General features: G+C 61.5%; 25 protein-coding genes. 8 read left to right on the forward strand and 17 right to left on the reverse strand.

The features are described 5' to 3' along the window. The first annotated feature begins 243 nt into the window (after window positions 1-243). Entirely contained in the window at window positions 244-1,143 is a 900-nt protein-coding gene (locus EFB14_RS31510) for a helix-turn-helix transcriptional regulator (protein WP_126830640.1), read from the forward strand. Window positions 1,144-1,172: 29 nt separating this feature from the next. Here EFB14_RS31510 and EFB14_RS31515 read toward each other — a convergent pair whose 3' ends face one another. Then, window positions 1,173-3,329, reverse strand: a complete 2,157-nt coding sequence (locus EFB14_RS31515; protein ID WP_126830642.1) for an acetate--CoA ligase family protein — start codon at window positions 3,327-3,329, stop codon at window positions 1,173-1,175. 13 nt (window positions 3,330-3,342) lie between these two features. Further along, window positions 3,343-4,182, reverse strand: coding sequence for a p-hydroxycinnamoyl CoA hydratase/lyase (locus EFB14_RS31520; RefSeq protein WP_126830644.1), 840 nt, complete (start codon window positions 4,180-4,182; stop codon window positions 3,343-3,345). Between the two features lie 390 nt (window positions 4,183-4,572). Between EFB14_RS31520 and EFB14_RS31525 the strand changes: the two genes are divergently transcribed. Next, window positions 4,573-4,977, forward strand: coding sequence for a MarR family winged helix-turn-helix transcriptional regulator (locus EFB14_RS31525; RefSeq protein ID WP_245438349.1), 405 nt, complete (start codon window positions 4,573-4,575; stop codon window positions 4,975-4,977). A 69-nt stretch (window positions 4,978-5,046) separates the two neighbouring features. Here the strand turns inward: EFB14_RS31525 and EFB14_RS31530 are convergent, their stop codons facing one another. The 4 genes from EFB14_RS31530 to EFB14_RS31545 all read right to left on the reverse strand — a co-directional run bounded on the left by EFB14_RS31530 (window position 5,047) and on the right by EFB14_RS31545 (window position 9,835). Then, on the reverse strand, window positions 5,047-6,033 hold the full coding sequence (locus tag EFB14_RS31530) for a PDR/VanB family oxidoreductase (protein WP_126830648.1): 987 nt from the start codon (window positions 6,031-6,033) through the stop codon (window positions 5,047-5,049). A 77-nt stretch (window positions 6,034-6,110) separates the two neighbouring features. Then, window positions 6,111-6,854, reverse strand: a complete 744-nt coding sequence (locus EFB14_RS31535) for a GntR family transcriptional regulator (RefSeq protein WP_126830650.1) — start codon at window positions 6,852-6,854, stop codon at window positions 6,111-6,113. A 3-nt stretch (window positions 6,855-6,857) separates the two neighbouring features. Next, the gene (locus EFB14_RS31540) at window positions 6,858-7,919 is read right to left on the reverse strand and encodes an aromatic ring-hydroxylating dioxygenase subunit alpha (RefSeq protein ID WP_126830716.1); all 1,062 of its coding nucleotides are present in this window, start codon (window positions 7,917-7,919) and stop codon (window positions 6,858-6,860) included. A 125-nt stretch (window positions 7,920-8,044) separates the two neighbouring features. Beyond that, entirely contained in the window at window positions 8,045-9,835 is a 1,791-nt protein-coding gene (locus tag EFB14_RS31545; protein WP_126830652.1) for a sigma-54-dependent Fis family transcriptional regulator, read from the reverse strand. A 322-nt stretch (window positions 9,836-10,157) separates the two neighbouring features. On the opposite strand from EFB14_RS31545, the gene EFB14_RS31550 reads away from it, so the two are divergent. Together EFB14_RS31550 and EFB14_RS31555 are read left to right on the forward strand one after the other, a co-directional pair. Then, complete coding sequence (locus tag EFB14_RS31550; RefSeq protein WP_126830654.1) at window positions 10,158-11,630, forward strand: benzaldehyde dehydrogenase; 1,473 nt, start codon at window positions 10,158-10,160, stop codon at window positions 11,628-11,630. Between the two features lie 84 nt (window positions 11,631-11,714). After that, complete coding sequence (locus EFB14_RS31555) at window positions 11,715-12,482, forward strand: coniferyl-alcohol dehydrogenase (RefSeq protein WP_126830656.1); 768 nt, start codon at window positions 11,715-11,717, stop codon at window positions 12,480-12,482. A gap of 380 nt (window positions 12,483-12,862) precedes the next feature. Here the strand turns inward: EFB14_RS31555 and EFB14_RS31560 are convergent, their stop codons facing one another. After that, the gene (locus EFB14_RS31560) at window positions 12,863-13,267 is read right to left on the reverse strand and encodes a GFA family protein (RefSeq protein ID WP_126830658.1); all 405 of its coding nucleotides are present in this window, start codon (window positions 13,265-13,267) and stop codon (window positions 12,863-12,865) included. Between the two features lie 73 nt (window positions 13,268-13,340). Between EFB14_RS31560 and EFB14_RS31565 the strand changes: the two genes are divergently transcribed. Together EFB14_RS31565 and EFB14_RS31570 are read left to right on the forward strand one after the other, a co-directional pair. Beyond that, window positions 13,341-13,760: a TetR/AcrR family transcriptional regulator C-terminal domain-containing protein gene (locus EFB14_RS31565; protein ID WP_126830660.1), complete on the forward strand. Its 420-nt coding sequence runs from the start codon at window positions 13,341-13,343 to the stop codon at window positions 13,758-13,760. A 156-nt stretch (window positions 13,761-13,916) separates the two neighbouring features. Then, window positions 13,917-14,708: a hypothetical protein gene (locus tag EFB14_RS31570; protein ID WP_126830662.1), complete on the forward strand. Its 792-nt coding sequence runs from the start codon at window positions 13,917-13,919 to the stop codon at window positions 14,706-14,708. A 128-nt stretch (window positions 14,709-14,836) separates the two neighbouring features. Here EFB14_RS31570 and EFB14_RS33665 read toward each other — a convergent pair whose 3' ends face one another. Further along, window positions 14,837-15,022 (reverse strand): hypothetical protein, encoded by a 186-nt coding sequence (locus EFB14_RS33665; protein WP_245438351.1) that lies wholly within the window; start codon window positions 15,020-15,022, stop codon window positions 14,837-14,839. On the opposite strand from EFB14_RS33665, the gene EFB14_RS31575 reads away from it, so the two are divergent. Continuing rightward, complete coding sequence (locus EFB14_RS31575) at window positions 14,943-15,695, forward strand: DUF2092 domain-containing protein (RefSeq protein ID WP_245438350.1); 753 nt, start codon at window positions 14,943-14,945, stop codon at window positions 15,693-15,695. The genes EFB14_RS33665 and EFB14_RS31575 overlap by 80 nt on opposite strands. Further along, a complete protein-coding gene (locus EFB14_RS31580) occupies window positions 15,692-16,018 on the forward strand; it encodes a hypothetical protein (RefSeq protein WP_126830666.1) in 327 nt (108 codons plus the stop codon). The genes EFB14_RS31575 and EFB14_RS31580 overlap by 4 nt, the downstream gene beginning before the upstream one ends. 14 nt (window positions 16,019-16,032) lie before the next feature. Here EFB14_RS31580 and EFB14_RS31585 read toward each other — a convergent pair whose 3' ends face one another. From EFB14_RS31585 to EFB14_RS31620, 9 genes are all read right to left on the reverse strand, one after another. After that, window positions 16,033-19,203 carry an efflux RND transporter permease subunit gene (locus EFB14_RS31585; protein WP_126830668.1) on the reverse strand — a complete coding sequence of 1,057 codons (3,171 nt, stop codon included), beginning with the start codon at window positions 19,201-19,203 and terminating at the stop codon, window positions 16,033-16,035. 41 nt (window positions 19,204-19,244) lie between these two features. Continuing rightward, window positions 19,245-20,441: an efflux RND transporter periplasmic adaptor subunit gene (locus EFB14_RS31590; RefSeq protein ID WP_126830670.1), complete on the reverse strand. Its 1,197-nt coding sequence runs from the start codon at window positions 20,439-20,441 to the stop codon at window positions 19,245-19,247. A gap of 163 nt (window positions 20,442-20,604) precedes the next feature. After that, window positions 20,605-21,369 carry a bestrophin-like domain gene (locus EFB14_RS31595; RefSeq protein ID WP_126830672.1) on the reverse strand — a complete coding sequence of 255 codons (765 nt, stop codon included), beginning with the start codon at window positions 21,367-21,369 and terminating at the stop codon, window positions 20,605-20,607. Window positions 21,370-21,530: 161 nt separating this feature from the next. Next, window positions 21,531-22,658, reverse strand: a complete 1,128-nt coding sequence (locus EFB14_RS31600; RefSeq protein ID WP_126830674.1) for a calcium:cation antiporter — start codon at window positions 22,656-22,658, stop codon at window positions 21,531-21,533. Further along, window positions 22,651-22,779 (reverse strand): hypothetical protein, encoded by a 129-nt coding sequence (locus tag EFB14_RS33785; RefSeq protein WP_281015475.1) that lies wholly within the window; start codon window positions 22,777-22,779, stop codon window positions 22,651-22,653. The genes EFB14_RS31600 and EFB14_RS33785 overlap by 8 nt, the downstream gene beginning before the upstream one ends. A gap of 76 nt (window positions 22,780-22,855) precedes the next feature. Continuing rightward, the gene (locus EFB14_RS31605) at window positions 22,856-23,563 is read right to left on the reverse strand and encodes an SDR family NAD(P)-dependent oxidoreductase (RefSeq protein WP_126830676.1); all 708 of its coding nucleotides are present in this window, start codon (window positions 23,561-23,563) and stop codon (window positions 22,856-22,858) included. 175 nt (window positions 23,564-23,738) lie between these two features. After that, window positions 23,739-24,089: a ribbon-helix-helix domain-containing protein gene (locus EFB14_RS31610; protein ID WP_126830678.1), complete on the reverse strand. Its 351-nt coding sequence runs from the start codon at window positions 24,087-24,089 to the stop codon at window positions 23,739-23,741. A gap of 26 nt (window positions 24,090-24,115) precedes the next feature. After that, a complete protein-coding gene (locus EFB14_RS31615; protein WP_126830680.1) occupies window positions 24,116-24,712 on the reverse strand; it encodes a DJ-1/PfpI family protein in 597 nt (198 codons plus the stop codon). A 184-nt stretch (window positions 24,713-24,896) separates the two neighbouring features. Further along, window positions 24,897-25,289, reverse strand: coding sequence for a DUF779 domain-containing protein (locus tag EFB14_RS31620; protein WP_126830682.1), 393 nt, complete (start codon window positions 25,287-25,289; stop codon window positions 24,897-24,899). Between the last annotated feature and the right edge of the window lie 163 nt (window positions 25,290-25,452).

The raw sequence follows: 25,452 nt of genomic DNA on the forward strand, positions 1-25,452 counted from the left end.
GATCGTCCCATTCTCCACAGGTCGCCCTTGCATCCCGCTCAACGGGAGAAAGCGCACACGGTCGAGCGTGGCCGGGATATGGCCTCGCAGCTCTGTATCTGTTGTGTGGAGTCCTCCTCCCAGAGGCTCATAAGATCAGACTACGCCATTGCAATTCGGAAGGAATGTGTTTTTCTGGGTTAATGTTGTAATTATCTGGCATTGCCGACGGCGCTATCGCGATGCCGGCAGGCGGGGGGCTTCATGGTTTCCGATGGCGGCATCCATCATCATGCACACGGCGAGTGGCGGGAGCCATCGCTGTCTCACCGCACGATCCGTTTCCAGAAAGGCATCTATGCCGACTTCCACCATCTGTTTCTGCTGCAGGCTGGAACGGCTGCCTTATTGTTCGAGCCGGAGGAGCAACGATCGCTGCAAGGGCCGGCGCTCGCTTATCTGCCGCCGCAGGAACGGTGCGAGCTGCGCATGGCTGCGGGTGCAGCAGGCTTCCTGATCGGCGCGTCGCCGCAGATCATGGTGGACGCGATCGGCGACCAGGCGGAATCCTATGCGCTGCGGACTTTCAGCGAGCGGCCCTGGCTGACGGACGAACCGAAGCCGCATGCCGTCGAAGAGACACAGCCGCTGGTGGCGGGCTTCGTGCGGGAGCTTGGCGATCCCTCGCGCGCCTCGTGGATGGTCATCTCCGCCTATTTGCGGCTGATCCTCATGGCGCTGTGGCGCACCGGCGGCAGTGAGGCGGCCGAGCAGCGCGGCCGTGGCGGTGGTGCCTCGATCCTGCAGCGATACCGACAGCTGGTGGAGATCTGGTTCCGGCAGCACCGGCCGATCAGCGACTATGCGCGGGAGCTCGGCGTCACCACCGACCGCCTGCATTCCATCTGCAGCAGCGCGCTCGGGCGATCTCCCGTCCAGCTCCTGCACGAGCGCGTCGTCCAGGAGGCGAAGCTGCGGCTGGAGCGCTCCGCCAGGACCGTCCAAGAGATATCCGACAGTCTCGGCTTTCGCGATCCCACTTATTTCAGTCATTTCTTCAAGAGAAAGACCGGATTTTCACCCGCCACCTACCGCGATTTCGCCAGGAAGGCGGAAGTCGCCCGCAGCGACATGCTCTCGTCGGGCTATTCGGACTGGCCGTGACCAGATTTCGAACGAGCAGGCTTTGCAGCTCAGGTGCGGGTAAGCTCGGGTGCGGTCAGCATCAAGGCATCCAGCGCCACCGCACCTTCGCCGTCGGGATAAATCACGACGGGATTGAGGTCTATTTCCCGGATCGCCGGTTCGGCCAGCAGCAGGCGGCCGAGTATGGCGATGATGCGGGCGGCGGCGCCCACATCGAGCGGCGGTGAGCCACGGAACCCGTGCAGCAAGGGCGCATTCTTCAGCCGATATAGCTCGCGGATGATAGCGTCATCAGGCAGATCGGGGGTCAGAATGCGGACATCCTTCAGGATCTCCGCTGTAACGCCGCCGAAACCCGCCAGGATCACAGGCCCCCAATCGGGATCGTTGCGCGCGCCGATGATCAGCTCGATGCCGCGTTTGCCCATGGCTTCGATCAGCACGCCGTCCAGGGTGAGGCCTGGGCGATGGTGCGCGACATCGGCGTGCAGCTTGGCCCAGCCCTCCTTGAGGCTGGCTGCGTCCGTCAATCCAATGACGACACCGCCCGCATCGCTCTTGTGGCTGAGATCGGGTGATTGCGCCTTGAGCACCACCGGATACCCAATTGCGGCCGCCGCCTCGAGGGCTTGCTCGAGGGTCGTTGCCAGGCGGCCTTCGGGAAAGGGAATCCCGAGTGGCGCCAGGATTTGCTTGGCCCGATATTCGGGAACGACACCTCCCTGCGAAGGGAGACATGTAATCGCGACCGGCGGTGCGGTGGACGTGGTAATGTCGCGCGCCGCGAATTCGTCGATGCGCTTCAGCGCCCGGAAGGCGCGTTCGGTCGATGGGAAATAGACGATGCCGAGCGCACGCAACTGCGCGATATAGTCGGCCGGGATAGGGGCACCCTCATCGAGCCCGGCAAAGATCAGCGGTTTTGCAGGCTTGCGCTCGCGCACCGCTTTCAGGATCGGCGGCAGTTTGATGGCTGAGGTGATGGGGTCGGTCTGGATGATGCAGGCGACAATGCTGGCAAAACGGGTATCGTCGAAGAGTTCGGTGAGCGTTTTGTCATAAAGGTCCGGCTCGACAAGGCCCTGTGCCGTCAGGTCCAGCGGATTGCTGACGCCGACGAAGGGCGGCAGGACAGCGCGCAGCACTGGCGCGGTCTCGTCGTTAATCGGAGGAAGATCGAGCCCGAGTTCTTCGCACAGATCGAGCGTCAGCGCCTTGAATGCACCGGACTCGCCAAGGACCGCGGGCCCGCCGGCGGGAAGCGCCGGGCATCGCAGGGCGATCTCGGCGATATCACCGAGTTCCTCGAGCGTCTCGGCCAGAATGACGCCGGCACGCGCGACCTTGGCGCGCATGACCTGATAGTCGCCGGCCATGGCGCCGGTATGGGTCGCAGCGGATTCACGCGCCGCACTGCTCCGGCCGGGATGAAGAAGGACGATCCGTTTGCCCTTCGCATATGCTTTGCGTGCAGCGGCAAGGAAACGGGCGGGCTTGCGGAACTGTTCGACGATCATCGCGATGACGCGTGTGGAGGCGTCCTCCACCAGAAATTCCACATAGTCTTCGACGCCGCTTGCGGCTTCGTTGCCGGTGGAGATGGAATAGGAGAGACCGAGATCGCGGCTGGCGAAGGTCACGCCGAGGACGGCAGCCATGGCGCCGCTCTGCGACACGATCGCGATGCCCGGCCGATCGCCTAGTGCCTCTGAATCAGTTTCGATGAAGGTCAGGGGGATGCGGTCAACATGATTGACCATGCCGAGGCAATTCGGCCCCTCGATCACCATACCCACCTCAGCCGCTATGCGGGCGATCTCGCGCTGGTCGGCCAATCCTTCCTCGCCGCCCTCGGCAAAGCCCGCCGAAAAGATAACGGCCGCGCCAACACGGCGGCGGGCAAGCGCCTCTATGGAAGGAAGCACGGCCGCGCGCGGAACGGCAAGAACCGCCGCATCCACGCCGTCCGGCAAGTCATCGATCGAAGCGAGGCAGGGCCGGTCGCCGATCTCGGTCCGCTTGGGGTTTATGAGATGAATGGCGCCGGCGTAGCCGCTGCGGTCGAGATTGGACAGAACCGAAGCGCCAAGCGCGCCGGGCTTGTCGGAGGCGCCGACGATCGCCACCGATCTCGGGCGCAGCAGCCGTTCCATCGAACCGCTGGGAAGAACCTGTGGGCGCGCGCTAGTGGTCTCGACCGTCATGGTAGGGCGCTCCTCAGGCCTGGTGCTTGGATTTGTCGTAGGCACCAAGACCCGGTTTATAGGTCTTGTCGTCGATGAACTGCTTGATACCTTCCTTGCGCCCCTCGTTGTCATAACTGTTGGCCGCTTCCTGGGCGCGGACCAGGTAATCCTCCGCATTGTCGTAGGTCATCTCCCGTACGCGGCGGATGGCATCCTTGGTGGCTTTGAGAGCTACGGGGTTCTTTTGCAGCAGAATGTTGGCGACATCGGTCACGCGGGCTTTCAACTGCGCAAGCGGCAGGGACTCGTTGACGAAGCCCCACTCGGCCGCCTTCCTGCCGTCGATGTTCTCGCCGGTCAGTGCGTGATACATGGCGTTGCGGAAGGATGTGAGTTCGGCCGCCACCTTGGCGGCGCCACCGCCGGGCAGAATGCCCCAGTTGATCTCGCTCAGCCCGAATTTGGCTTCATCGGCGGCAAAGGCGAGGTCGCAGGCGAAAAGCGGCCCGTAGCCGCCGCCGAAGCACCAGCCGTTTACCATGGCGATGGTCGGCTTCTGATACCAGCGCAGCCGGCGCCACCAGCCATAGCTTTCACGTTGTGCCTTTCGCGTGCCCTGCAGACCGTGGGCCTCGGTCTCGCGGAAATATTCCTTGAGATCCATACCCGCCGACCAGGCAGTCCCCTCGCCGGACAGAACCAGTACACCGACATCGGCCCGAAACTCGAGCTCGTCCAGAACCTCCATCATGCGTCGATTGAGCGTGGGGCTCATGGCATTGCGTTTCTCCGGGCGGTTGAAGCTGACCCAGGCGATACCTGCTTCAACGGTAAAGGCGACGGTATCTTTTTCGGAATGTTCTGTTGTCATGATGGTGTCCTTCTTGCCGTTCGGGCCTGCACATCAAAAGGGACGCGGCCGCAAAGTCGCGACCTGCGTTGAAGACAGTAAGCCTCACCAAGGCCTGGTGGGCCGCAGTGAAATCCAAATGAAACGCCTCACGCCAGCCGGCGCGAATGCGCAGGGAGCTGTTGCGTCGTTGATCAACGGATCGCGGCGCATCTGCCGATATTCTAAAAGAAATTCCTCCAATACCGGCATATGACCTCCTCACCGGTAATGTTATGTCTCATAGCATCATTTGATTGTTATGCGCAATAGCATTATAGCCGGATTATGGATATCGACTCCCGCACATCGAAATTGAGCGACCCCCTCGAGAGCCTGCTTGGCTATCAGCTGAGGAGGGCATCCAATGTGATGATGGCCGACCTGGGCTCAAGGCTTCAGGCAATCGAACTCAGGCCGGTCGAAGCTTCCATTCTGACGCTGATTGATGCCAATCCCGGCTGTACCCAGAGCGATCTCGGACGCAGCCTCGGCATCCAGCGCGCCAATATGGTTCCCCTGATGGTCGGGCTGACCAAGGCCGGGCTTGTCGACCGGGCTCCGGTCGGCGGCCGATCGCAGGCTCTTCGCCTGACGAGGACCGGTATGGAGAGGGCGGAGACGGTGCATGCCATCATCGGGGCACACGAGGCGCGGTTTCTGCGCCTTTTCGCGCCGGAGCTGCGGGAGGCGGCGTTGGAAGTCCTGCGCAGCATCCGCCAAGAGGGCGAAGGGGTCCCTCGCCAGGATAACCCCGAACTTCCGACTGATGATTGATCGGCCGAAGCCAAACAGCCGGCCTCCGCAGCGTCAATTGAACTGCGCATCTTTCCGGACATGCGTGGATTATTCTGCCGCGGTGAGGTCGGGGCGATAGCCGGTATCGATGACGATCCGTCCGCCACAGGCCCGCGAAACGCAGGCGCACATGCGTGAATTTTCTTGCCGCTCGGCTTCGGAAAAGAAAACATCGCCGTGGTCGATCACCCCATCCGCTTCCACGATGTTGACGGCACAGAGCCCACATTCGCCGCGGCGGCAATCGAAAACCATGTCGACGCCGGCCTCCACCAACACGTCGAGCATGGACTGGTCGGCCCGAACCCGAACACGGGCACCGAGCTGGGGGACTTCGACATCGAAGGCCTGCTCTGCAAAGCGACCATTATCGCCGAAGACCTCGTAGCGCAGTCGGCTCATGGAGCGGCCGCTTTTCTGCCAAGCCTGCCGCGCCGCCTCAAGGAGGCCGAGCGGGCCGCAAATGTATGCCTCGCCATCCGGAGGCAGGGCGGCAAATTCGGAGTCGAGATCGAGAGCCTCGCCGTCATCCTGAGCAAAAACCTGCAGCCGGTCGCCGAGCAGCGCGGCAAGTTCATCGACAAAGGCCATCTGGTGACGGCTCTTCGCAGCATAGGCCAGCCGGAGCTTCTGCCCGCGCGAGACGAGTGTTTTCGCCATGCCGTAGATCGGGGTGATCCCTATGCCGCCGGCGATCAGGAGATAGCGGGAGGCGCGCCACGAAAGCTCGAAACGGTTTTCGGGCTCGGTCAGTTCTGTCTCATCACCCGGCTGCAGCTGCCAGATGAACACCGAGCCGCCACGGCTGTTCGGGTGAAGTTTCACGGCGATGGAGAGCGTGCCGGGCGGTCCAGGTAGAACGGTATAGGTGCGGATCGCCGGATCACCGTTTATCTGAACTCTGATATTGGTATGTGAACCGGGATCGAAACCGGCACGCAGGCCTTCGACGGCAAAGGTCACCGCCCGCACATCCTCGGCGATCGTCCGTGCCTCAATGACCCGCGCTTTGCGCCACTCCAGCCTGGACCGCATATTTTCCTCCCTTTGAATCTCGATGATCTGCCGGTCATCCGGTATAAAAGGCCGCCGCCCGAAGACTTCTCGCCGCTTCAACTGGACATCAGCGCCAGTGCCAGCACCTTGCTGCGCAGATCCGGTTGTTCTTCCATGACGAAATCCAGGTTCTGCCGCGCCAGCCGTGCATGTTCGCGCGCCAGCGCTTCGGCGCGCGTACCTTCGCGCAGTTCGATTGCGGAAATGATTGCCCTGTGTTGCGTCTGGGCTATTACCAGCGTGCGTTGAAAGGCCGGCACATCCGCCTCCGTGTTGACGAAGGCATTGGGGCTGGCAAATGGCAGGCCGGTGATCCGCTCAATCTCTCGGCTCAGCACTTCGCTGCCGCTCAGGGCTGCGAGTTGCCGGTGGAAACGTTCGTTCAGCATTTCATAGAGCCCGAAATCCATCGCGCCCGGTCCTGGCTCCACCACACGGTCGAGACTTGCGACTACGTCCAAAATTGCCTTGAGCTTTACCGGCGGTACGCCGCGTTCGGCCGCCAGCCGGGCAGCGGTGCCCTCGAGAACGCCGCGAAGTTCTATGGCGTCGATCACGTCTTGGCGGCTGAAGCTGCGGACCGCATAGCCGCCCGAGGGAATCATGACGACGAGTCCCTCCTGTTCCAGCTTTTGCAGGGCGGCACGCAACGGCGTGCGAGACACTTTGAGCCGGGCGGCGAGCGCTACCTCCGAGAGCCGCTCCCCATGCAGCACCTCGCCTTTAAGCACGAGATCACGAAGGCCCGTCAGGGCCTTTGCCGTCTGCTGTTTCGGCGCGCCGTCCCGTTCTGCCGCCATGCTTTACTCCGCCGCCACCGCCGTGGCGTTTCGTTCTGGACTGATTTCCCGGTCGATCATCCGGTCGATAAGCTTGCGAGCCCACATCGTGCCCGCATCGATATTGAGATTGTAGAACTGATGATCGGGGTTGGCTTCGATCGCGATCTGCTGTGCTTGAAGCACCGCCTCATCCTCGCGGAAAACAGCCGCGACGCCCTCGCGCAGTTCATGAGTACGGGCCTGATTGTGTAGGTCGTAGTTCCGGGCGAAGGCCCAGAAATACAGACAGGTATTGTCCGTCGATGGCGTGATCGTGTTCAGGACGTAGCCGTTCACGCCTTGCGAGCGGTCGCCCTGCTGCGCGCCGGTACCAGCCGCTGCGACGCCGACATCGATGGTAACAGTGCAGGGAGCCTCGAAACGGATGATCTGCCAACGGTCCACTTTGCCCGGCTTGCCATACTGCTTGCGCCAGAAGGGCGGTGGATCGATGTCGTGCATCCACCTTGTCACATAGGCGAAGCGATCGGAATGATTTGCTTCGAAGGGAGATTCAGCCACAGCACGATCGCCGATCGACGAACCGTGCACGAAGGTCTCGTGGGTGAGATCCATGAGATTATCAACAACCAGGCGATAGTCGCATTTCACCTCGATCAGCTTGCCATCGGCGGCCCAATCGGGGTCGTCGTTCCAGTGCATGTCGGGAATCAGCGCCGGGTCGGCAAGCGCCGGCTCGCCGGGCCAGATCCAGACGAAGCGGTGCTTCTCGGCGACTGGATAGGATTTAACGCAGGCCGATGGATTGATCGTGTCCTGTGATGGCATGTATACACAGCGGCCGGTCTCGTCATATTCGAGGCCATGATAGCCGCACACCACATTGTCGCCATCGAGCCGGCCGAACGAGAGCGGTACCAGCCTGTGCCAACAGGCGTCCGCCAAGGCCGCGGGCGTGCCATTTTCCTTGCGATACAGCACAATTGGCTTGTTGCAGATGGTGCGCGGCAGCAGTGCGCGCTTCAGCTCCACATCATAGGCGGCGGCATACCAAGCATTCAGGGGAAACGTTGGTCGCTTCATTTCATCTGTCCTCCTCAGATGGCTTAAGAAGCGCACAATGTATACATCGCGTCAAGACGGAAGGTGAAAATCCTAAAAATACGACACTCTCGGCTGCACTCACTCGATCCCTGTATACAGTCTTTTCAATTCACCAGGCCCGGCTTCTTCAGCCTGTATTCCAGCTTGGCGCGGGTAAGGCCAAGGTTACGGGCGGCTGCAGAGACATTGCCGGCGGCGGCCCGTAGCGCTTCTTGGTAGAGTGCGTCCTCGGCGGCGACGAGATCGGCAGGCGAGGTGATAAGGCTAGGATGTATCACGGGGAGCGGCGCATTTTTCGGCTTTATCCGCCCATCCCGGCTTAACGCCTGCGGAAACGTCGGCGAGGCTTCGCCGCCGGTGAAGAGATGCTGGATATCGATCAGACCTCCGGGCTCGGCAAAAATTACGCCGCGTTCGATCAGATTCTGCAGTTCACGGATATTGCCGGGAAAGTCATAGGCCAACAGTGCGTCGATCGCTCGTCGCGACAGGCCGATGACATCACGGCGGTGGCGATCGCGGAAAATACGCAGGAAATGGTCGATCAGCATCGGAATGTCGTCGCGCCTGTCTCGCAGCGGGGGAACGACGATCGGGAAGACACAGAGGCGGAAATAGAGGTCCTGCCGGAACCGCCCGGCGCGCACTTCGCCTTCGAGGTCGACATTGGATGCCGCCACCACCCGCACGTCGGCTGGAATGGTGCGGATGCCGCCAACCCGCTCGATCTGCCGCTCCTGGATGGCTCGGAGCAGCTTTCCCTGAGCCGCGTAGGCAAGCGAGGCAATCTCGTCAAGGAATATGGTGCCACCGGCGGCCCGCTCGAAATATCCCGGCCGGGATGCGATTGCGCCGGTATAGGCTCCCTTTTCAACGCCGAACAGCTCTGATTCCACGAGGTTTTCGGGGATTGCGGCACAGTTGATTGGCACGAACGGGCCACCGGCCCGGCCGCTCAACCGGTGAAGCTGCTGGGAGAACAGCTCCTTGCCAACACCGGATTCTCCGATCAGCAGCACGGTGGCCTCGGTATCGGCAACCTTTTCCACCATCAGCCGGGCTCGCAGGAAGTTTGCCGACACGCCGATGACCTGGCTGGAACCAGCGATTTCGGACGGAACGGGCTTCGCCGGCGGTTCGGTTGACTGCACTGCCGGATCGGCGGCGCGGCGAGCGGTGCTGCGGCGGGACCTTGGCCATTCGAGCCCAAGGTAGGCGCGCTCCGGCGCGTCTTCGCCCCACTCCTCGGCATTCTGGCCGATGACCTTGCAATGGGGGGCGCCCATCCCGGCGCATTCGACTTCGCGAAAGATGACGGGGCGTCCAAAGAGCGTGCTGGTGTAGCCACTGGGATAGCCGGTCTGCATCCAGCAGACCGGGGCGCTGGCAAGGCCGTGGTGGGCGATGTGTTCGGCAGCTTCGGAGGAATCGTGCCAGTCGAACTCGCCGAAGTAGGTGCCCCGGGCGCTGTCGAATTCGAAGTGCCGGGTGGTGACCTTGACGAAACCCTCGAGGGTGTGGACCCGCGGGCCGGCCGCCAGGGCGTGGGTCAGGTCCTCGTTCGGAAACCGTTTCTGGATCAATTCCGCATCGCGCACGCCCTGCATGTAGCCGACCCGCATGAACATGGCCGTGGCGATCTCGACGCCGAAGGCTTCGATGATCTCCTGCCGAAGCCGGCCCAGAACCTGCGACTGCATCAGCACCATGCGCTGATCGTTCAGCCAGATGCGGCCATCTCCCAGTGCAAAGTGCAGGGCCTCGGTCAATTCGGTCAATGTTGGCGACGCGCCGGTGTCGAGCTCGCTGTATGTGCCGCGCGACAGCATCTTGCCTGTACGTTTGGATGCATCGGCGAGCGAGATCAGGTGCGGCGGGACTGTGCGCTTTGGCATGATCGTCTTTCATGAGATTCTGAAAATCATGAAAGTCTTTATCATTTTATGAAATTCGGCAAGCCCGTTTCGGAACCTGACTTGATCTCCAGATCCCCCGAAAACCAAGTTGGTGGAAGCGTTTATCTGCCTTCGCCGGCATCCAGCTGGGCAAAAATGAAAACTGGCACGCGCTTTGCGACGGAAAGAGCGGCCGCTTGAGGAGCAGCGGCCGGGAGGATTGCAGCATCGACCATAGCCGACGTCGGCCGAACTGTGCGGACCGTGTAATGGCGAAGCGATGCCTTCTCTCATGACAAGAGGATCTGAGGAGGCCCACACCATGAACATCCAAACTCACACTTTCATAGATGCCGGGCGCTGGAACGGTCGCGCCTTCTTTGGCGGCTGGGATCGGACCGAAGCGGGAACGATCAATGTCACTGATCCGGCCAACGGAACGGTTCTCGCCTCCGTCGGCCTTGGCGGACCAGCAGACATCGCCCGCGCCGCAGGCGAGGCCCGTGCTGCCCAGAAAGCCTGGGCGAAAATGCTCGGTGCTGAGCGTGCGCGCATCCTCAACAGGGCCGCCGACTTGCTGGAGGCAAATGGTGCGGAACTCGCCCTGTGGATCATGAAGGAGTCGGGCTCGATCCATCAGAAGGCGATGATCGAGATCGAGCACGGAGCGTTGTTCATCCGCCATGCGGCAACACTTGCCACGGCTCCGTCCGGCATGTTCCTTCCTGGCATGGACGATCGCGAAAATTATGCCCGGCGAGTGCCGCATGGCGTCGTTGGCGTTATCTCGCCGTTCAACTTTCCGCTGGTCCTTTCGGTTCGCTCCATTGCTGCGGCGCTGGCGGTCGGCAATGCCGTCGTGCACAAGCCAGATCCACGCACGCCGATCTCGGGCGGCATCATCATTGCCCGCATTTTCGAGGAGGCCGGCCTGCCGGCGGGCATTCTGCAGATCGTGCCCGGCGGTGCCGATGCCGGCGAAGCCCTCTGCAGCGATCCAAACGTGGCGATGATCTCCTTTACGGGTTCCGCACGCGGCGGCGTCAAGGTTGGCGAGATTGCCGGCAGGAACCTGAAGCGTGTGCAACTCGAACTCGGAGGCAAGAACGCGCTGATCATTCTCGATGACGCCGACCCTGACGTGGCGGCCTCCAATGCAGCCTGGGGCGCGTTCCTTCACCAGGGGCAGATTTGCATGGCAACCGGCCTGGTTCTCATCGACGAGAAGATCGAACAGGCGGTGACTGACCGGCTGGTCGCAAAGGCGGCGCACCTGCCGGTTGGCGATCCTTCAAGCAATCAGGTGGCGCTCGGGCCAATTATTTCCGATGCGCAGGTGACGGCGATCCAGGCGATTGTCGACGATGCCGTCGCAAAGGGCGCGCGACTGCTCGCCGGCGGGCGCAGCAAAGGGCGTTTCTATCCGGCAACCGTCCTTTCTGGCGTGAAGCCCGGCATGCTCGCTTTCGAGGAGGAGGTTTTCGGCCCTGTCGCCTGCATCGTTTCCTTCCGCAGCGATGAAGAGGCCATCGCGCTTGCCAATCGATCCGACTACGGCCTCGCCGCCGGGGTCATTTCCGCCGACATCGGCCGGGCGATGGCTGTTGGAGAAGAGCTTGAGGTCGGCCAATTGCACATCAACGACCAAACGGTGAATGGCGGTCCGTATGCCCCTTTCGGCGGACGCGGCAAATCGGGCAACGGCACGCGGGTAGGCGGGCCGGCGGATATCGAGGAATTCACCCAGTGGCAGTGGGTTTCGGTCAAGAAAACCGCAACGCCGTATCCGTTCTGATCAGCCAGTACTTTTGCGCATTTTACCGGTCCGGCCGCGGACCGCTGGCTGGACTCCACGCTTTCTAGGACAAGGATAATACCCATGAACCTTCACGGAAAAACAATCGTCATCACCGGTGCGTCCTCAGGCATTGGGGGCGAAGTCGCCCGCCTGGCGCGCTTTCATGGCGCACATGTTATCGGCCTCGATCGGAATGATCCTATGCTGACGCTTGACGGCTTCATCAAGGCCGATCTGAGCGATCCCTCGGCAATCGACAGTGCCGTCCGCTCACTTCCCGGGCAGGTCAATGCGCTGATCAATGCGGCGGGCGTGCCGGGAACCGCCGACCGAGCTCTCGTCGCGAAAGTCAATTATCTCGGGCTTCGCCACCTCACCGAAGCGCTGGTGGCGCGGATGCCCAAGGGGGCATCGATTGTCAACTTCGCCTCCATCCTTGGCGCCGAGTGGCCTAAACGTGTCGAAGCTCACGGAGCGCTCGCTGCGACAAAGAATTTCGCCGAGGGACTGGCTTGGCTGAACGACAATCCGGTCGCACAGGAGACCTGCTATCAGTATTTCAAGGAGGCGCTGATCGTCTGGACGCGTGCGCGCAGCTTCGATCTGTTCATGCAGCACGACATCCGCATGAATTCGGTGGCGCCGGGGCCGGTTTTCACGCCGATCCTCGGCGATTTCGTCACCATGCTGGGCGAAGAACGGGTGCAGCGAGACGCGGGCTTAATGAAGCGCCCTGCCTTTGCCGACGAGGTCGCCGGGCCAACTCTCTTCCTTTGCTCCGATGCCGCTCGCTGGGTGGTAGGCGTCAACCTGGCGGTGGATGGCGGCCTCGCTGCGACCGCCCCCTGATGACTAAAGGCCTGAGTCTTGGTTGCGTAAGGCACCTGGCGACAACCTGCTTGCCCTTCTTGCTGAGGCGATCGAACGACAATTGCTGCTGGCCAGAGATCTGCCAGGCACGGTACCTGCGTTCGACAATCTCGCGCGGGAAGGAAAAAGACGGTAGCGTTCTCACCATCGAAGCGTACCACAAGCTGGTATCGGATCGACTGCTTCGACAATAGTCTGTCGAAGCAGAAATCTCTGTGCGATCAGGCCCCGCAACCAAATCTCACAAATACAAACTCTCTCAAAGCCTGCCGATCCGGGCAGGCTTTTGCGATTCCAGGCAGCGCACGAGTTATCGTCGGCGCGGGTTGCGCGCGAGCGACATTGCCAGGCGCGCTTTATCAGTCTGACGATGAAACGGGCGGGGGCGGCGGATCGGACTCGAAACGTGCCTGGTAAATGTCGACCCAGTGCTTGCCGTCGTCAAAATCCATCATCATTGCGCCGTTACAGCATCTTGCGACCCAGCGGTTCGTCGCCGAACTGTTTAGCTGTTTCATCTGTTGCAGGTGATCGCGCCCGTGGAGGTCGCGGATGCGATCCCTGCGGTACACGATGAGTGGCGTTCCGCCATCATTGCCGCGAAAAGGCGATGCGCCGGGCATTCTCTCGATCCGCTGTCCCGCGGTCTGGCAATCGTCGCAATAACAGACGACGCCGACGATCGGCCGCCCCAGAGCCTCGATCCCGACGGCCCCACATGCGCAGCGAATGCTCGTTCCGACCAGCCTCATGCTGCTGATCACGATGCGATTTCCCTCGCTGTCCTCTATTTCCGCGACGGTTCTTTCGGGAGCATAGGGTGCCGGTCCGACATTTGTGAGGACCGCCATCCGTCAGCTCGATATTGTCCTGGTGCCGCGTATTCGGCTTCGCCGTCTGGTGATTGGCGAGGTTACGCGCTTTCCCGAACTTGGTGTTGTTCTCTATTCCGGCGGACCGGGCCGCGCGATCGAGTCGCTCGCCGCCACGTTCGATCGGCTTGCCGCCCTCGGGGCGCTGTCAATTGCCGACACAAAGCTTGCTGCAACTCAGTTCAACTGGCTTGGTATGTCAGCGCCGCTCAACCGGGCGATGCTGCTTGGAGACGCGGCGATCCCGGATGCGTCAGCTTTGCGGACCCACGCCTCGAACATGTCGCGCGAAAGGGTGCGACGGTTTTGCGGTCGAGATATACAGCAAACGAAGAACTTGAAGTGCTGCCGGCATATCCGAAAGGTTGTGCCGTGCTTTAGATAGTTGCTAAAATAATAATATTCCAATATATGTAAGTCAGGCGCTTCTTATATTTTCATAACACTTAGCAACGTCCGTCCATTCTTGGCGGCGCCTGTTGTCCTATTCAGAAGGGCGGTTCGATTTCGTGAAATAGATCAGCGAGTTATAGGGGGAATAATGCGAAAACGGGCATCTTCTCTGCTGACGCCTCCGTCTCTGAGACGTCGTCCTTTGTCGGCAATATCGGGGTTGTCAGTGCTTTGCGCAATGGTGCTCTTTGCCGGTGTCGCTTCGGCGCAAGCGCCGACCGACGAGCAGCGCAATGCGATCAGGGCGGAATGCCGCTCCGATTTCATGGCGCAATGCTCTGGGGTGACACCTGGAGGCATCGAGGCGCTTACCTGCCTGCAGCAGCATAGCGCCACGCTTTCCGCGGGCTGCCGGAAGGCGGTGTCGGCGATAAGCGCCAAGCCCAAGTCGACATCCGCGGAGCCCGCCCCGGCTGCGCCTACAACGACCGGGGCGACGACTCCGGCACCCGCGACCGGCACGCCCGCGCATCAACCGACGCAAGCACAGCGCAATGCGGTCAAATCGGCCTGTCAGCGCGATTTCATGGCACAATGTTCCGGGGTGACGCCGGGAGGCGCCGAGGCGCTCAGCTGCCTGCAACAGCACAACGCCGCTTTATCGCCGCCGTGCCAGCAGGCCGTTGCGGCACTGGGGGGATCGGCCCCGGCATCCGGCAATACTGCCGTCACGGCCCCGAGCGCGCCGGCTGCCGGAGCCATGATGCCGGCTTTCTCTCCACGCGAGGAGTTGATGATCCTCAGGGAAACCTGCGGAGCGGACTTCCGCGCCTTCTGCCGCATGGTGCCTCTGGGCGGAGGGCGGGGTATCGCCTGCCTGCGGGACAATCTGCAACGCGTGTCGCCGGCCTGTCATAAGGTCCTGACCTCGGGGTTGTAGCGCCCGTTCGAAACCTGCTCCTCGAAAGAGGCTATCGCGCTCCGGCGGGAAACCCGATGGGCGCGATACCGCCAAGGCAGGCAAGGCCCTTCGCTTGCCTGCCTGCATGTTTCACATCTCATGTCCGGCTACGGCAAGCCCGGAGCCGTCATCTGTAATTCGATGAAATCAATGACGACACGAACGAAAGGCATTGCCATGTCATCGACTTTCCCTTTCCCGCGATTGAAGCGGATGTTCATATATGCGTCGGTTTCCGCCAGCTTGGCGTTGCCGACGAGCGCCTGGGCGGATGATGCAAAGGAGCTGCTCAAGAAAATGTCCGATTTTCTGGCGGCGCAGAAGGCGATATCGTTTACCTACCAATCGTCACTGGAAGCGGTGACGCCTGATTTCGAGAAGCTCCAGTTCGTCAGTTCCGGCACCGCCAACCTGACGCGCCCCGACAAGCTGCGTGTCACGCGCACCGGCGGCTTTGCCGACGTGGACGTCAGTTTCGATGGCTCGTCGCTGACGGTTCACGGCAAGAACCTCGACGCCTATGCCAAGATCGATGGCAAAGGTTCGCTCGATGATCTGATCGACAGGATGATGACCGCAGGCGTGGAGGCGCCGGGCGCGGATCTGCTGTCCTCCGACGTCTATGACGTGCTGATGACCGATGTGACTGAGGCGAAGCACATTTCCAGCGCTTTCGTGGACGGCGTCGAGTGCGACTACTTAGCCTTCCGAACGCCTGAGATCGATTGGCAGATCTGGATACAGGCCGGTTCGCAGCCCATACCGCGCCGTTACGTCATCACCAGCAAACATATCGTCCAGGCGCCGCAGTACACACTCGAAATCAGCGATTTCAAAAGCGGGGCGGATGTCGCGGCTGCTTCCTACAGCATCGAGATTCCAGCCGGCGCGAAGACGGTCGATCTCAGCGAGTTGCAATCGCTCGATGAGCTTCCGGCCCCTGCCGATACGGGAGAAGTGAAATGAACTGTAACAAGCTGCTGCTCGCTCTCGGCCTTGCCGGGGTCCTGACATTCACCGACTTTCGCATCGAGGGGCAGGGAGCCGTTCCGTTGTCGATCGGCTTTGCCACGCCGGCGGGCGCCGTCATCGGCCGGCCGCTGACGCCGCTCTCCTATGCGGGTGTTGCCCGCCGGACGACGCGCCGGGTCGTGCGGACGGCGACGACGATCGCCGTGCTTCCGCCGGGGTGCCTCTACGGCCCTTATTACGGCGGTTACTACTATCGATGCGGCTCCCTTTATTACGCCAAGAGCGGCAGCGTTTACGTGCAGGTGATCGTGCAGTAGCGATTGCGGCGGTCCTACCCCACTTTCGATATTTCGGTCTCCGCTACGTCTTCGGTCTTCGGGCGGCGCTTCCAATATTCCTCGAGGCGCTGCAACAGGACGTAGAAGGACGGCACGAAGAGCACGGCAAGGCAGGTCGAAGCGATCATGCCGCTGAAGACCGATATGCCGATCGACTTGCGGGCCGATGCGCCGGCGCCCGTCGCCAGCACGAGCGGCAGGACGCCGAGGATAAAGGCGAAAGAGGTCATCAGGATGGGCCGGAAACGCAGGCGCGCGGCCTCGACCGCCGCGTTGAGAATTTCCATGCCTTCCGCCCGCTTTTCCCTCGCATATTCGACAATGAGAATGGCATTCTTGGCCGCGAGCGCAATCAGCAGGATGATGCCGATCTGCGTATAGAGATTGTTGGCGGCGCCCACCGCCATCAGCACCGCCACCGTGCCGAGGAGAGCGAGCGGCACGGCTGATATGACCGCCAGCGGCAGGATCCAGCTTTCATATTGGCCCGCAAGGACGAAATAGACGAGGAGCATGGCGAGCGCGAAGGCGAAATAGATCTGACCGCCCACCGCCTTCTCCTGGTAGGAGAGCGCCGTCCATTCAAAGCCGGTGCCTGGCGGTAGCGTCTGATCGGCAAGTTGCTCCATGACGTTAAGCGACTGGCCGGAGCTGAAACCGGCGGCCGGTGCGCCAACGATGGTGGCTGTGGGATAGAGATTGTAGAGGCTGATCAGAGAGGGACCTTGCGTTATGCTGACATCGACGACCGTGCCGAGCGGCACCATCGTCCCGTCACCGGCCTTGACCTTGAGGTTGCGGATGTCTTCGGGGCTGACGCGAAAATCCGAAGCGGCTTGCACATAGACCTGGAAGGTGCGGCCGAATTTGTTGAACTGGGTGACATAGCTCGATCCGACATAGCCGGAGAGAGCGGAAAAGACCTGGCCCACCGCAATTCCCAGCGTCTCGGCCTTGATGCGATCGACGGAAACGGCGAGTTGCGGCACGTTCGAGCGGAACGGCGTGCTCAGCCTCTGCAGAGACGACTGCGCATTGCCGTTCTTGACGATCGTGTCGGCAAGCGATTGCAGCAGCGGGTAGTCCGATACGCCGTTCCTGATCTCGATCTGCATGGTAAAGCCGCTGGCGTTGCCGACGCCCTGGATCGGAGGCGGTACGAGGACAAGCGTCTTGGCGGACAGCACGCTTTGCAGCGCGCCATTCAGATGCTGATAGATCGACAGCAGATCCTGCTCCTTCTCCTTGCCGCGCTCATCCCAATCCTTGAGGACGACATAGGCCACGCCGGCATTCTGCAAGCTGGCATTGTTGTCGAGAACGGAAATGCCGCTGATAGTCAGAACCTGATCGACGCCGGGTGTGGCTTCGGCGATCTTGCCGACCTCCTCCATGACGGCATCCGTCCTTTCCTTCGAGGCGCCGTCGGGCAATTGCGTGCTGATCAGCACATAACCCTGATCCTCGATAGGCAGGAAAGCGGTCGGCAGGCGCGTGAGCCCCCAGACGGCGACACCGATCAGCGCGAGTGCTGCGATGGCCATGATGCCGCTGTGGCGGGTCATCGATCCAATCAGGCCGGCATAGTGGCGTTCGCCCCAATCGTAGCCCCTGTTGAAGCCGCGGTAGAAGACGTTGCGTTTCTCTAGCGGGACCGGCGCCCGCAGCCAAAGGGCGCATTGCGTCGGCTTCAGCGTAACGGCGTTGATGGCGCTGATCAGCGCAGTAGCGGCGATGACGAGTGCGAACTGCCGGTAGAGCTGTCCGGTCAGGCCGGGCAGGAAAGCGGCCGGAATGAAGACAGCCATCAGGACCAGCGTGATGCCGATGACGGGACCGAGCAGTTCCTCCATCGCCTTCTCCGCCGCCTTTCGGCCTGACATGCCCGCTTCGATGTGCCGAGCGACGCCTTCGACGATGACGATGGCGTCATCGACGACAATGCCGATGGCAAGAACGATGGCAAAGAGCGTTGACAGGTTGACGGTGAAGCCCAATGCCGCCATTGCCGCGAAAGCGCCGATGATAGTGACCGGAACCGTGGTCGCCGGCACGAGCATCGCGCGCCAATCCTGCAGGAAGACGAGGATGACGATGAGAACGAGCACGCCCGCCTCGATCAGGGTAACGTAGACCTCATCGATGGAGGCCTTAACGAATTTCGTCGTGTCGAACGGCAGATGATATTCGAGGCCCTGCGGGAAGCTCTTGGAGAGTTCCTCCATCTTCGCATTCACTGCCTGCGCGACGGCAATGGCGTTCGCCTCCGGCAGCTGGAAAATGCCGATGCCGGCCGCGGGTCGGCCGTTCTGCATGAATGACTGGCTGTAGGTCTGAGCTCCGAGTTCGACGCGGCCGATATCGCGGACCCGCGTGATGCGGCCGCCCTGTCCGGTTTCAACCTTGACGATGATGTTCTCATAGTCAGCCGCATCGTTCAGCCGGCCGTTGACATTCAACGTGTACTGGAAGACCTGCCCTTTCGGCACGGGCGGGATGCCGATCTGGCCGGCGGCGACTTCCTGGCTCTGCTGCTGCACGACGTTGACGACATCCTGCGGCGTCAGGCCGCGTGCCTGCAGCAGGTTCGGATCCATCCAGATCCTCATGGCATATTGGCCGGCGCCGAAAACCGTCACGTTGCCCACTCCGGGCAAACGAGCGAGTTCGTTCTGCAGATTGATGACGGCATAATTCGACAGGAACAGGCTGTCGTAGCGGCTGTCGGGCGAAGTCAGGGTGACGAAGCCGAGGATCGCCGTCGATTTCTTCTGGGTCGTGACGCCCTGAAGCTGCACCGCCTCGGGAAGCGACGACATCGCGATGGCGACGCGGTTCTGCACCAGAACCTGCGCCTGGTCCGGATCCGTTCCGATGGCAAAGGTCACGGTTAGGGAGTAGGTACCGTCGCTGGCGCTTGTCGACTGCATGTAGAGCATGTCCTGCACGCCGTTGACCTGCTGCTCGATCGGCAGCGCGACGGTATCGACGAGGGTCTGCGCGCTGGCGCCGGGAAAACGCGTGGTGACCTGCACCGTCGGCGGAACGACGTTCGGATATTGCGCCACGGGCAGTTGAAAGAGGGCGACCGCGCCTATGAGCACGAAGACCAGCGCCAGGACATTGGCGAGTACCGGTCGCTCGATGAAGAAGCGCGAGATCATGCTGTTGTCCTTGGACGTTCAGATGAAGCCTGGTGGCGAATTCATTGCATCGTGGTCGTGGCCTTTGCATCGCCGGCAGCACTCGCTGCCGGGTTCATTTCCGTCTTCTCCGGCGTAACCTTGCTGCCGGGGATTGCCAGCTGGATACCTTGGATAACGACCAGGTCAGCCGGGTCGAGGCCGGACTCGATGACGCGAAGCGGGCCTTCTTTCTGGCCTGTCTTGACCTGTTTCTGCTCGATGACGTCATCCTTGCCGAGAGCGAGCACGTAGCTGCCCAGCTGGTTGGTTCCGATCGCGTCGTCGCGCACCAGCAACGCCTTGTCGTTATGGCCGACCGGGACCCGAACCCTGACGAAGAGGCCGGGCAACATGGCGTGATCCTTGTTGTCGAACAGGGCGCGCACCTGAAGCGTGCCTGTGGAGGCATCGAGCTGAGGCGATACGTAGTCGAGATGTCCCTTGTGCGGATAACCTTCTTCGGTCTGCAAGCCGAGCTCCGCCGGTATGGTTGGAAGGTCCGTCTGCCTGAAGGTGCGTCCCTGCTTGGCCAGATCTGCCTTGATCATCAGCACCTGCGTCTCGCTGACGTTGAAATAGGCATAGAGCGGATCGGTCTGGACGATGCTGGCGAGTTTCGTGGGGCCGGATATGCCGACGAGCGCGCCGATATCGACGAGGTGATCCGTGACGATACCGTCGAAAGGGGCAAGAACCTCCGTATAGCCGAGGTTGATCGTCGCGAGTTCGAGATTGGCCTGGGCGTTGAGGATGGCTGCATTCGCCTCGTCGAGTGTCGCCTTGGCGCTGTCGACTGCGGTCTGTGTAGTGACCTGCTGCTTCATGAGATTGAGCTGCCTGTCATATTCCTGCTGCGCGCCGACCTGAGAGGCCTGCTGCGAGGCGAGTGACGCTTTTGCCTGATCCAGTTGCGCCTGATAGGTGTTGCGCTCGATGCCGAAGAGCTTGGTGCCCTTCTTCACCATCATGCCGTCCTGATAGTCGATGGATTGGATATAGCCCTGGACGCGCGCCTCGATATCAACCGAATTGAGCGGTGCGGTGTTGCCGGTGAGTTCGAAATAGAGCGTTATCGGCTGCTGGACCGGCTGCGCGACACGAACCGAAGGCGGGGGAGGGGGAACATAGGTGTTGCTGCTCTCCTCGCATCCAGCGAGAATTGCCATGCCGGTAAGCGCTACAAAAAGTTGCAGACCCTGATACACTCTCCCACGCATTGCCGCCGCCCCGACATTCACGAGCCCCAGTGTTCATGCGCGCCTCGACGGCGACCCATGGGCCTCCGAAGGTTCAAGGCATGTGATATTATGTCGCGGCATTGCTAAAAATTGCAATAGCCCTTGGTGCGCAATTAATCTGTGTTGAAGCGAGGCGACGTCGCTACGGTTTCCCAAGCCGCTCGATGGCGGATTGCAAAGGCGCGTCCGAAACGCGGACCAGACCGATATAAGGATTGGCCATATCCGAGATCAGGAAGACCGCGCCCGCGACGGACAGGGCGCAAACGAACAGAATTGACAGCACCGTCGGGTTGGGCGGCGCCTGCAGTCCGAAGGTCGCAAAAAGCAATCCGAGCCAACAGACGAGAACGGTGAGGAACGCCCAGGGCAAGCCCTCGCGACCAGATTCCACCAGCAGCCAGTGAGTTTCGGCCAGCATGCCGCTCACCTCCAGCGCACGCGCCTGGAGGGAACGTTGCACGGCATCCTGCGGCGACAGAGAGCGAAGATCGCCCTGAACCGTCTCGATATCCTGATATTCCCCCAGCTGCTGGCCGGACGCCTCGTCGGTGGTCTCGGCGGTCCAGCCACGGCTCAGCCGCTTCTCGATGAGTTCACGCAACAGCTGACGCGCGTGATCAGTTTCCGGGCCGTAATGCGCCATGACGCGGTCCAGAAGGAGGATCCGTGCCGCCGCGGTTCTCATCTCCGCTTCGGCGTTGTCATAGGAGGATTTGGCGGATGCGATCAGCAGGCCGAGCGCCAAGGCCGATAGCGTTCCCACCACCGCGGTCGCGAGCCTGATGACATCCTTGGATTCCGAGTTGAGATGGTGGTCCGGCAAGCGGGCGCGAATCATCATTCCTATCGATGTTGCCGCCGACAGAAAAACAAATACAAGCCCGCCAAGCAGCAGTGAGCTCAAGTCCGGTCTCCGTATCGTCGCGTCAATCCCGCAGGTGCCGCGATTGCCGGCAAGAAGCGTGATAGTTCCCGGGATCATAGCGGAAGACAGGCGAAGCGTGGAATCTTTACTTTTCTATTCTCCTGCAGCCGCAGGACGATGACAAGACATTGCCGCGGAGGTCATTGCTGGAAAATAAGCAGCACATAAGCCAGGAAAAGCACCAGATGAACCGCGCCTTGCATGAGGTGCGTGCGGCCGCTGGCGAAGGTGATGATGCTGACCGCAAGAGTGAGCAGGAGCATCACCAGATCCCCGTGTTCCAGGCCGAGCGTGACCGGGTGCCCGTAGAGACGGCTGATGACGAGCATCGCCGGGACGGTCAGCCCGATCGTGGACAGGACCGAACCCAGAAAGATGTTGATGGAGCGCTGAAGATTATTGGCGATGGATGCGCGCACGGCACTGATCGCCTCGGGTGTTGCGACGAGGATGGCCATGACGACACCGCCGAACGCGGCCGGGGCGTGCAGGGTTTCGATGATGTAATCGATTGGCAGTGCAAGCTGTTCGACCAGAAAGACCACGGGGCCCATATAAGCGAAAAGCAGAATGGCATGAAACCAGATCGGCCCGCGAGAAGGGGCACGTTCGCCCCGACGTTCACGACGGTTGCCGTCGTCGGCGAAATAATCCTGATGGCGGCCAGCCTGAAGGAACAGAAACGTGGCGTAGAGGCCGACCGATATCACGCCCAGTATCAGTTGCCGCGGGGCTGATGGATGTTGCCCGTCCGGACCGGCAAGAAATGTCGGCATGACCAGGCTGAGCGTCGCCAGCGGCACGATGACGCCGAGATAGGCGTTGGCGCCTTGAAGATTGTGCTGCTGTTCGGGCCGCCGCCAGGCGCCGAGCAGCAACGACAGGCCGACCATGCCGTTCAGGATGATCATGACGACGGCAAAGAGGGTGTCGCGTGCAAGCGTGGGGTTGTTCTCGCCGTGAATCATCACGGCTGAAATCGCCATCACCTCGATCGAGGTAATGGCAAGCGTCAGAATGAGCGTGCCGTAGGGTTCTTTCAGCCGTTCGGCCAGATAATCCGCGTGCCGCACGACCGACAAGGCGGAGCCGAGAACGACGGCAAACAGCCATCCGAAAAGGAGGGTGAACCAAAGCGGCTCGGAAAGATGCTGGAAGAGCCCGGGGTGGGCAATGAATGTCAGGCTGGTTGCGGTGCTGACGCCGAGGAACCATTCCCTACGGAGGCTGGTTTCGCCGACGCTGTGCAATGCCGGCCCGTCAGTCATCGGAACCGCCGCCATCGGGCAAATTTCGCCGCACTGCGATCATCAACGCCATCGTGTCCCGCCCGCTGTCCTGCGGCCGCCGCATGAAGGGGCCGAGCGAAGCCACCCCGATTGCCTTCATGCAGAAAGCCTCCCGCGTTTCCCAGAATATCAAAACGACTGTACCTCATACCAGAGGCCTGTCACGAATCCTTCCGCTATTCCAGGCCGGTTGCCGGGATCGCTGCGCCGGTGACGACGGCTGCGGCCGGCGAAATCAGGAAGGCGACGAGGCGTGCGATCGATTGCGGCGATACCCAGCCGTCCGTCTTTGCGTTGGGCATGGCCGCGCGATTCTCAGGCGTGTCGATTGTTCCGGGCAGGATGCAGTTGGCAGTGATGCGGTCGTCGCGGCATTCGGCGGCGATCGCTTCGGTCAGCCGGATGACGGCGGCTTTCGACGCGGCGTAAGCGGCCTGGTTGGCGCCGGCCTTCAGGCCGGGCGCGGCGGCGATGTGAACGATGCGACCGTAGCCGGCGGCCTTCATCGTCGGGAGAACCGCGGCGCTGATCGTCAGCGCAGTGCGGGCATTCGCCGTCATCATCATATCCCATTGCACGGGGGCATCGGGTCCGACCGGTCCCATCCGGAAACCGCCGACGGTGTTGACCAACGCGCTGATGCCGCCGAAGCGCTTGACCGCCCGCGCGACGGCGGCGGCGCAAGAGGCGTAATCGGTGAGCTCCGTTCCAGCGATCGACAGAAACTCAGCGGAAGCGGGAAGCTCGCTGGCCAGAGCTTCCAGCTCTTGGCTCGAACGGTTCATGCAGACGAGTTTGGCGCCGGCTGCGGCCAGTTCACGAACAACGGCACTGCCGAGATTGCCGCCGGCTCCCGTGACGATCACGGCTTTCTGGTCGTTCATGGCTCGATCTCCCGGCTGTGCCTGTCTTGGACGATGCCGCGCATTGTTGATCCAGGCCGCCCGGCAGCGCAAGCCCGGCGCCCAAGACAAGGTCAAACATCTTGCGGAACTGCCCGCGGAGCTATCCGCGGGCAGTTCCGTTCGTCATCGTCCGATGGACCTGTCGGGCTGGCATTCAGTGATATCTTGCTCGTTCGCGGCTGAGGATGACAGGCGCGTCGAGGTCTGCGATCGGACGGCTAAGATCCGCCGGGATGTCGCCGGTCAGCTGCAGGTCGAGATAGCGGGCGCAGCAGACCCGTAGGAAGGACGTGAAGTTGCCGAGATCGTGGCCGACATCGATCGATTCATGGTGCAGGCGGGTAATCAGCTGGACCACATTCATGCTGTCGCGCCGGGCGATTTCCTCCAGCTTCGACCAGAAGAAATTCTCCAGCCTGACACTGGTGACCATGCCGTCGATGCGCAGCGACCGGGTGGTGCTTTCCCAGAGCAGTGCATCCGCCTTGATGAACAATTCGCACATGTCGTCCTCCCCCGGTGTCGCCCTCCTCAGGCGGCGGTCGTTTCCAGCAGAGCCGCGGCATCGAGCACGGCCATGAACTGGCGCAGCCATGACGGATGGGCCGGCCAGGCCGGTGCCGTGACCAGGTTGCCGTCCGCGACCGCGTCGGTGATCGAAATATCGGCGTAGATGCCGCCGGCAAGTTCGACTTCCGGCCGGCAGGCGGGATAGGCCGAGCAGGTGCGGCCCTTCAGTACGCCGGCGGCGGCAAGCAGCTGTGCGCCGTGGCAGATGGCGGCGACGGGTTTTCCGGCATCGAAGAAGTGCCGGACTGACTTGATGACGTCGGCATTCAGGCGCAGATATTCCGGCGCGCGGCCGCCGGGGATGACGAGGGCATCGTAGTCTTCGGCGCGTACGCTCTCGAAAGTGGCGTTGAGCGTGAAATTATGCCCCCGCTTTTCGGAGTAGGTCTGGTCGCCCTCGAAATCATGAATGGCGGTGGCGACGGTGTCGCCCGCCTTCTTGCCGGGACAGACGGCATCGACCGTATAGCCGCAGGCGAGCAGCGTCTGGAACGGCACCATCGTTTCGTAATCTTCGGTGAAGTCACCCGTGATCATCAGGATTTTTGAAGCTGGCATCGGATCCTCCTTTGAAACCAACTGGCGGAGATTAGCAAAATGCGGCGGTGAGAAGGTACTATGGGAATACTACAGGTGAAATTCCCACCTGAAACTACGCGCACGAGACCGATGCTATGCAATGTGCTTCGGGGTCTCGCATGTTGCGGTCCCAAAACCGCTGCACAGTTTTGAGTGGCCTGAATTAGACCGTCTTGACGGCCACACCCGGCACGGCGCAGGCGTCGCCGCCGCCGAAGAGGCGGGAGCGGGTGAGGAAGCGTTTCTCCCGGCCGTTGTCGAGCGAGAACATGCCGCCGCGGCCGGGCACGACATCGATGATAAGCTGGGTATGCTTCCATGCCTCGAATTGGCTGGCGCTGATATAGACCGGCACGCCGCCGATTTCGCCGAGCCTGACGTCGCTGTCGCCGATCATGAATTCATTGGCAGGATAACACATTGGCGAGGAGCCGTCGCAGCAGCCGCCGGACTGGTGGAAGAGGATGTCGGGATGGTCGCGCCTGATTTCGCCGATCAGATCGAGGGCTGCATCGGTTGCGAGAACGCGCGGTTCGCCATTGACGGTGGTTTCCATGGTTCTTCCTCCAAAGTTTCGGGATTCCCCTCCCCAACCCCTCCCCACAAAGGGGGAGGGGTTACGATGCCGCTCCGTCAGCTTGCCTCATCTAAATTCCAGCAAGGAGATCCGTGATTTTAGAATGAGGCGGTTCAACAAGTTAAACCCCTCCCCCTTAGGG

Source organism: Rhizobium fabae (assembly GCF_003985135.1).
Lineage (GTDB): Bacteria > Pseudomonadota > Alphaproteobacteria > Rhizobiales > Rhizobiaceae > Rhizobium > Rhizobium pisi.